5 protein-coding genes are annotated in these 8,708 nt (G+C 45.3%); all 5 read right to left on the reverse strand.

Annotation, left to right across the window (positions count from 1 at the left end):
• Positions 1–73: 73 nt before the first annotated feature.
• Complete coding sequence (gene astD, locus ACVBIL_RS10505) at positions 74–1,534, reverse strand: succinylglutamate-semialdehyde dehydrogenase (RefSeq protein WP_447166931.1); 1,461 nt, start codon at positions 1,532–1,534, stop codon at positions 74–76.
• A gap of 9 nt (positions 1,535–1,543) precedes the next feature.
• Positions 1,544–2,563, reverse strand: coding sequence for an arginine N-succinyltransferase (gene astA, locus ACVBIL_RS10510; protein ID WP_447166932.1), 1,020 nt, complete (start codon positions 2,561–2,563; stop codon positions 1,544–1,546).
• A gap of 133 nt (positions 2,564–2,696) precedes the next feature.
• Positions 2,697–3,914: an aspartate aminotransferase family protein gene (locus ACVBIL_RS10515; protein WP_447166933.1), complete on the reverse strand. Its 1,218-nt coding sequence runs from the start codon at positions 3,912–3,914 to the stop codon at positions 2,697–2,699.
• A 665-nt stretch (positions 3,915–4,579) separates the two neighbouring features.
• Positions 4,580–5,722, reverse strand: coding sequence for an HDOD domain-containing protein (locus ACVBIL_RS10520; protein WP_447166937.1), 1,143 nt, complete (start codon positions 5,720–5,722; stop codon positions 4,580–4,582).
• A 148-nt stretch (positions 5,723–5,870) separates the two neighbouring features.
• On the reverse strand, positions 5,871–8,375 hold the full coding sequence (locus ACVBIL_RS10525) for a prolyl oligopeptidase family serine peptidase (RefSeq protein ID WP_447166934.1): 2,505 nt from the start codon (positions 8,373–8,375) through the stop codon (positions 5,871–5,873).
• Between the last annotated feature and the right edge of the window lie 333 nt (positions 8,376–8,708).

Raw genomic sequence — 8,708 nt, forward strand, 5'->3', positions numbered from 1 at the left:
GTTTATAGCAACAGACTCGATATAAACAAAAGGGAAGCGCCCCGAGCGCTTCCCTTTTATAGCTTGTTTGAGGTTACAAACTCAAACCTGGACTCAATGTTGCGGGTAGACTCACCGCATCAGCTTCTACTGAAGCAACGGGGTAGGCACAGTAATCAGCGGCATAAAACGCGCTGGCTCTGTGGTTACCCGATGCACCAACACCACCAAATGGTGCCGCGCCCGAAGCGCCGGTGATCTGCTTATTCCAGTTAACAATACCCGCACGAATACGCGCAAGGAAGTAGTCATAATCTTCACGGCTATCCGCCAAAATGCCAGCCGAAAGACCATAGCGAGTCGCGTTAGCAAGCTTGATAGCTTGATCAAAATCGCTATAACGCACGACTTGCAATAGTGGGCCAAAATACTCTTCATCTGGCAGCTCAATCACATCGGTGACATCAATCAAACCAGGAGAAACAAGGCCTGTTCCCGATTCTAGATGAGTCAACTCAACCAGAGAGTTACCACCTAAGTTAATCAAGTTACGCTGCGCTTCAACCATACCTTTTGCGGCAGTCTCAGAAATCATCGAGCCCATAAAGGGTTGTGGTTGCGCGTTCCAAGGTCCAACTTTGATCTGCTTTATTGCCGCGACAAGCTGCTCAAGCAGTGCATCACCCGCCGCACCTTTTTCAACATAAAGACGACGTGCACAAGTACAACGCTGACCAGCTGAAATATACGCGGACTGAATGATGTCGTGAACAGCAGCTTTAGTGTCGGCAACATCTTTGATGATAAGCGGGTTATTCCCCCCCATCTCTAGTGCCAAAATTTTACCCGGATCGCCAGCATACTGCTGATGCAAAATATGACCAGTGCGTGAGCTACCAGTAAAGAACAGACCGTCAATTTGTGGGTGTGCCGCAAGCGCCTTACCCGTTTCAATCTCACCTTGAACGAGGTTAATCACACCAGCAGGTAAACCTGCTTTTTCCCATAGCTTAAGCATCAGCTCAGCGACTTTTGGCGTTAGCTCTGATGGCTTAAACACCACGGTATTACCCGCAAGCAGCGCAGGTACTATATGACCATTTGGCAGGTGACCTGGGAAGTTATATGGCCCAAATACCGCAACTACACCATGTGGCTTATGGCGCAATACTGCGCGGCCTGCAGGTGTATCATTTTCAGATGTACCAGTACGCTTATGGTAAGCGGCAACAGAAAGGCCAATCTTACCAATCATCGCGCCAGCTTCAGTCGCAGTTTCCCACTGTGGCTTACCGGTTTCTTGAGCGATCACTTCGGCCATTTCGGCTTTATTGGCTTCAAGTTGGTCACGATACGCCTCAATAATGGCTAAACGCGATTCAAAGCCCAGCATAAACCAGTCAAATTGCACCTTACGTGCAGCATCAACAGCTTGAGATACCTGCTCTGGTGTGGCAGTTTTACTATTCCAAATTACGTCTTGGTTGGCAGGGTTAATTGACGTCACTTCGTGACCTAAACCTGCAACCCACTTACCTTCGATAAATTGTGTCATTTTCTATTCCTACATTGGCAAAACGCGGATCTGCTCACCATCTTCAACCATAAGGGCTGCAGCAGTTTTAGCATCTAAAATCACGTCGTCGCTGTCGATGACTACAGTTAAATTAGTCGCTGTAGCACGGTAATCTGCTAGTTGGGTATTTGAAACGATATAGCTTGTTGCCTCACTCGAGGTTTCACCTATGGTGACGGTTAGTAAGCGGCTTTCACGCACCGAGCGTATATCATTTAGGTGACATTCAACCGTTGGTCCACCATCAAAAATATCCACATAACCACGGCACCTAAAACCCTCGGCTTGCAACAGATTAAGTGCAGGGCGAGTATTGGCATGCACCTCGCCAATCACCTTTTGGGCTTCTTTTGGTAATAGACATACGTAAACCGCATTCTTTGGCATCATCTCTGCCATAAACGCTTTTTGACTTAAGCCTGAAAGATAATCGGCCTGCACAAAATCGATTCCTAAGAAGTGCTCTTGTAACCAGCCATAGAAAGGTGAATTACCCTCAGCATCACTTTCGCCACGCATCTCTGCAATAACGGTTTCGCCAAAACGTTCAGCGTGCTGTGCAAGAAACAAGAAACGACTTCTTGAAAGCATACGGCCATTATTGTTTTTACGGTAACTATCGCGTAAGAAAAGCGTACAGAGTTCAGCTGCCCCCGTGTAATCATGACAAAGGGTTAAGGTCTCGACCTCATTACGCACATCAATCTGATCAGAGTGATAAACTTCTGTACCCAATCGATAATGATAAAAAGCGTCGACCATACCCACGGCAGCTTCAATCCCACAAGTACCAACAACCTCACCGGTTTCGGTATCTTCTAGCACCATCAAGTAGCCTTCATCGAAAGGTTTGTCGATCTGCTTGGTAAACGAAGCTTCCACTCGAGCAATTTTGCTGCGAAGTAGCGCTTCATTTACTGGTAACGATGTGAATCCATGCCCCGATTCTTCCGCTATTTGATATAGCGCTTTAAAGTCAGTCGAGCGTATTGGACGTATAACTAGCATCTAGGAGTCTCCTCGCTACACTTGCCACTTCTGTCAGCCTTCTCACTATAAGACAAGCTCTGCTCAAGAAACGTTCAAGCTATCCTAAAGACAAAAAAAGGAGCGTTATCATTGATAACACTCCGTATGCCCATTAGGCTTCGACAACTTTTGCGACTGCACGCTCAAAACGCGCTAGACCTTCAGCGATATCAGCTTCCGGGATAACTAGAGATGGCGTAAAGCGAACAACATTTGCACCAGCAACTAGACTCATTACGCCTTCGTTAATAGCGGCAACCAAGAACTCTTTTGCACGGCCTTGGTACTTTTCGCTCATCACAGCGCCAATCAATAGGCCTTGACCGCGGATTTCAGAAAACACGTCGTACTTGTTATTGATTTGAGTTAGACCGTCACGCAATAGTTGTTCACGGTGCTTAACGCCGTTCAAGACTTCTGGAGTATTAACAACATCCATTACTGCATTGCCCACTGCACAAGCTAGCGGGTTACCGCCATAAGTAGAACCATGAGTACCTATCTTAAGATGATCGGCGATCTCTTTCGTCGTAAGCATGGCTGCAATTGGGAAACCACCACCAAGTGCTTTTGCTGTTGTCAAAACGTCAGGTACTACATCGCCACGCATATAAGCATATAGTTCACCTAGACGGCCTACACCTGTTTGAACTTCATCAAATACCAGTAATGCATTATGCTTATCACAAAGTGCACGAACCGCTTTTAAAAATTCAGGATCCGCATCAATAATGCCGCCTTCACCCTGCAATGGCTCCATCATTACGGCACACGTTTTATCAGAAAATACCGCTTCTAATGCTTCAATATCATTAAATGGCACATGAGTAATGCTCTGTGGCTTAGGACCAAAGCCATCTGAGTATGCCGCTTGACCACCAACACTTACGGTGAAGAAAGTACGGCCGTGGAAGGCCTTATCGAATGCGATAATTTGGTCTTTTTCAGCGCCAAACTTATCCATTGCATAACGGCGAACGAGCTTAAGTGCCGCTTCGTTTGCTTCTGCACCCGAGTTAGCAAAATAAACGCGATCGGCAAATGTCGCCTCAACTAGCTTGGTCGCGAGCTCAAGTGCTGGCTCGTTAGTCATTACGTTAGAAAGGTGCCAAAGCTTCTCGCTTTGAGTCTTTAGCGCGCCAACCAAAGCTGGGTGACAATGACCTAAACAGTTAACCGCAATGCCACCTGCAAAGTCGATGTACTCTTTACCTTCTTGATCCCAAACTCGGCTACCTTCACCACGAACTGGAATAACCGCTGAAGGCGCATAGTTAGGCACCATAACTTCATCAAATTGGGCACGTGTAAGATTCATAGTTACGCTCATTCCTTCTCATCCTTTGTCATTATCGACCTTATTAGCTGGTCGTATTCCGCTCAATGTCTTTAATCTTTTGTTGGTGACATGGCGATTGTTTGTTTAGCTAGGAGGACATTATTAGCGAAAATGTGATCAAAATACCAGTTTTTAACAATCATCAAGAGGAGGAAGAGCGTAAACACTGCATAAAGATTTGAGTTTTAGAATTAACAAAGCAGATATAGCGGGGCTTTAAGCATAAATAGTCATAAAAAAGTTATCTAGCGCTCAACTTTGCTAGTTATTCATAGATAATGAATAACTAATGACGGAATTCAGTGGGGATTTGTTAAGGTTTATATCGATAATCACGGGAAAAACGCTGGTTTAAATCGATAAACAACAGGCCTTACAAGCAAACCGAAATTGTATACCATTTACTGAGAATCAAACTTTGCAATACAGACTCTGTTCAATATTGCATAAAGCACACAAAAAACGCTCAAAAACTCCAGCTATAAATATTACTGCCTAACTGAAAACTCAGTCAAAACCGGTAATAACAGTAATCAATTTAAACAAGTTTATTACACAAATCGGAAGCTTTAATGAGCGTTACCGACTAGAACCGAATCCAAAAGTGGCTTTATTCACTCGATATCATCAATAAACGGGTAAGGAAAGCTGTAGGTTTAGAACAGTGTTAGCTTACGAAAGTTTTGCGCGCTCAAGCGGATCTGTTCTTGCTGCGAGAGCTGGTAATAATCAAACATTAATCGGCATTCTGCAGCGCTAATATTGTCGGCTTCTTTTAGTAGATAGACTTTGGCGTAGCAATTAGCGCGTTCTATTAACGCCGAGTCTTCATCAAGTTCTGCGTATTTAAGGCTTGTATCGATCGACTTAAAGGTTTTGGTTAAGCGGCTGTCATCAAACTTAAGTAAGCTAAGGAGTTGCCAATTAAGCGCTCGGCCATGGCTTAAGACTTGCTGGTACACATCACTTGCAGGAAACTCTGTTGCCATCACCGCATCATAGAGCTCTTTATCTCGGCTTGCGCTCGCCTCTCTGAGCCAGGTTCCCCACATATCATCAAATGTCTTAGCGCATTGGTTAATCACACAAGTGGCGCCCAGTTGGCTCATTAAGCTACAACTATAAATAAAGGCTGGGGCTTTTTGGTGTATGGCAGCTAAAGTTTGGGCAGTAATAGCGGCTACGATACTGTAACGCCAAAATTTTCGAGTCAACCACAGCATCTGCGGTTGCCCTGTAGGCATTAAGTTTCTAAGACAAAAATAAGGTACTAATGCCTGGAGGTTTTCAATCCCAATATAGTTAAGCACCAACTTAACATCGGTTACCTGCACATCAGAAGACTTAGGCCTACGGTGCCTAAAGGTGGAACTGTTAACCATATTCACTAAGTCACGCTCAAGCCAAGGTAGAGCGGTGACCAATGGTCGAATACGCGCTAAGTCAACCTGCTCTGAATAGAGCAACTCTAGCAAGATGATCTGTTTATCATCTAACTTTGACTGCTTAAGTACCTGCTCCGGTGACGAGAGTTGATGCTCAATACTGTTATTCACACTGCTTAGCAATTGCGTAGAGACAGCCTCAAAAATGGCCTTGGCTTGATTCTGCTTAGCTAACCTTTCACGGATGGCCTCACGTTCAATCTCCAGTTTATTGGCATCATCTTCTAGATCGGCATTAGGCTCACCGTCCATGCTAATAGACTTGCCTCGACCGACGATCAACTGCTTTAGTAGTCGATGTTCTATCTCTATGATTTGTGCTGGCTTAACTCCACCTGCGACCGAAATTGCCACTGCCAATCTATCTCCATGTACACAATATGCAACCAGTCTAAACATTTATCGATAACTTTGCGAAAACAGATATCAATATAAGCAAAAAGGACTCCCCAGAATGTATAGACCCAGGAGTCCTTAAGTTACCTATCACAGCAAGGGGTAACTACTTCAGCTCTTGCTCAAACAACTTATGGATACGACGATATTCATCTAACCAGCTCGATGGTTGACGGAAACCATGAGGCTCTACCGGATAAATAGCGGTTTCAAACATCGGCTTTTCAAGCTCGATTAAACGCTGCACCAAACGTACACTATCTTGAAAGAATACGTTGTCATCTAATACTCCACTCATAATAAGCAGTGGCTTTTGAAGTCCCTGAGCATGCTCGATGGGCGAGCTACGCTCATAGGCGATAGGGTCCACATCAGGCGTGTTGAGAATATTAGACGTATAAGGTGCGTTGTAATGTGCCCAATCCGTCACAGGTCGCAGCGCTGCGCCCGCTTGGAATAACTCTGGCTCATTAAACAATGCCATAAAGGTTAAGAAACCACCGTAAGAACCACCGTAAGTGCCAACCTTACCCGCATCAACATTGACGTTAGCCGCCATCCAGTTAACACCATCTTTAAGATCTTCAACTTCTGGCGTGCCCATTTGACGGTAAACCGCCGTGCGCCAATCGCGTCCATATCCTTTAGAACCACGGTAATCCATGTCCATCACCACGTAGCCTTGTTGAGCGAGTAAGTTATGGAACATGAACTCTCTGAAGTAACCAGAGAAACCGTAGTGAGCATTTTGCAGGTAACCCGCACCGTGGTTAAAGATCACCGCTGGATACTTATCAGCATTATCTTTAGTGTAACCTTGTGGCAGGTAAACCCGCGCGTAAACCTCACCAGCACCGTGGGTCGATGGCACGGCGACGACTTCTGGCGCCTGCCATGCGTAATTGCTAAATGCCTCGCTGGTATAGCGTGTTAGCTGCTTAAGCTCACCACCAATCGGCTGTACAAAAAGCTCTGCAGGCTTAATGCGAGTAGAGGCATTGAGTAGCAGCGCGCTACCATCTGGGCTCAAGGTGTAGTCAAGTTGACCATGCCACTGGGTTAACTGCTCATCTTTACCTGTAGCAATCTCGACCCGGTAAACGTTATCAATCCCTGGATGAGTCTTGTTGGCTTTGTAGTAAATAAACTGCGCTTTGGGGCCTAAAGTGATATCGCTCACTACAAATTGACCTTGGGTCAGCGCCGTTGCTTTTTCGCCCTGCTGTTTTAGGTAAAGATGAGAAAATCCGGTTTCTTCTGACAAATAGTAAAGACTGTCAGTGTTGGGTAACCAACCATATTGGTTAAAGTTATAGTTTACCCAAGCGTCATCATGTAGGCGATGCTGCGTGGTTAAACTCCCCTTATCTAAATTAAGTGTGGCTATCCAGCGGTCTTTATTGTCGACAGCTTCAAGCATCACAGCCACGTTACCGCCTGATTCAGACCACTGAATAGCGCTTTGTACCCAACCCCAATCTTGCATTAACTGCAAGTTACGCGGTGCTTGCTTACTTTTATAACTCTCACCCTTGGCTTTAGCATTCTCAGCCTTTACCTCGGCAAGTACATCTTCATCAAAGCCGGTTAAGCCCTCAATGGTGATATCTTTTTTGCTATGAGTATTTAGGTCCAGCAGCACTAAACGCTCACCAGGATTGTTATCCTCAGCCACACGAGCGCGCGCTGGCACTGCATCAACATAACCGTCTTTACCTAGGTAATTGGGCATAATGTCATGCTCACCACGCCAGCTGTATTCTTTATCACGCAGCGCCACAATCACATAGCGTCCATCGGGTGATAGGCTTAAATTGGTCACGACCTCTTTATCGCCTAAATACCAAGTCTTTGCCGACATCGTCGGATCGGCTTTAGCAAGCTCTTCCTTATAGTCTTGCTTTGCAGTAGCGTTATCTTGCTGCATCGCTACATACTGGATAAGTCTGTGTTGTTGCTTAGCAATATAGCTTTCAGGGTCTTGCACACCTTTAGGCGCAGCTGCCATCTTGATATTGGCAATCTCTTCAACCAAACCTGAATTTTGGTGAATTTTGAAAATGTTATCACCCTGCCAATAAGCAATATCGCCATTATTTAAAAAGCGCACACCATCAATAGCGGTGTTTTGACGAGTAAGTTGAGCCACCTTGCCGCTGTTTAGATCTTTAACGAACAAGTTCCCTTGGTAGATATAGGCTTTACGCGTCTTGTCATTATTGAGCACGCCACGGCGTTGATCGGCGCTGTGTAGCTGATTTAACGCTAATTCGCTTGCCGCCGTGCCATTGATGCCTTGCTGATAATAGGTTTTAGTCGGCGCGCCGTGGGCTTGTCTGGCAAAGTAGATAGACTGACCGTCATCACTCCAATAAGCACCTTTAGCAAATAGACCCATCCAATCAGGATTAGCCATGATTTGGTTTAAGGTCAATGCTTGATCGACTTGAGGAGGTGCCGATAAGGCAACTTGAGTTGTTTGACTTGCTGCTTGGTAGGTACTTTGATTAGTCGCTTGAGCTTGCTCAGGAGAAACCGTGGTTGCACTACAACCTGCTAATACTGCCAGTGAAAGTGCACTAAAGCCGACATGACGAATGACGCTTTTCATATCCATCCCTTTTATTATTGGTATTTTTGCGGACTTTTATACCACACTTTGGCAACAGACCAATCTGACAAAGCTGTTAAAATTGTAACAGTTAGTAGCGATTTAGCTGATTTTGATAAAGTTGACTCACAACTCATGGCCTTGCTCGGCCAAGATAGACGTCCAAGTTGAGTATGGAACTGCACACCATAGATTTTTCAGCTGGCATTCTCACCAGCAGAATGCTTTGGCTGAGGTAACGGCTTAGGTGATGTGAATAAAGTTGGCTAACAGCTCAAGACCATGCTCGGTCAAGATAGACGCCCAAGTTGAGTATGGAACTGCACACCATAG

This window comes from Shewanella sp. 125m-7 (assembly GCF_052977045.1).

Excerpts from the sequence above, each read along its gene's own strand:
- astD (WP_447166931.1), bottom strand. The coding sequence starts at position 1,534 with ATGACACAATTTATCGAAGGTAAGTGGGTTGCAGGTTTAGGTCACGAA.
- ACVBIL_RS10515 (WP_447166933.1), bottom strand. The coding sequence starts at position 3,914 with ATGAGCGTAACTATGAATCTTACACGTGCCCAATTTGATGAAGTTATG.
- astA (WP_447166932.1), bottom strand. The coding sequence starts at position 2,563 with ATGCTAGTTATACGTCCAATACGCTCGACTGACTTTAAAGCGCTATAT.
- ACVBIL_RS10525 (WP_447166934.1), bottom strand. The coding sequence starts at position 8,375 with ATGAAAAGCGTCATTCGTCATGTCGGCTTTAGTGCACTTTCACTGGCA.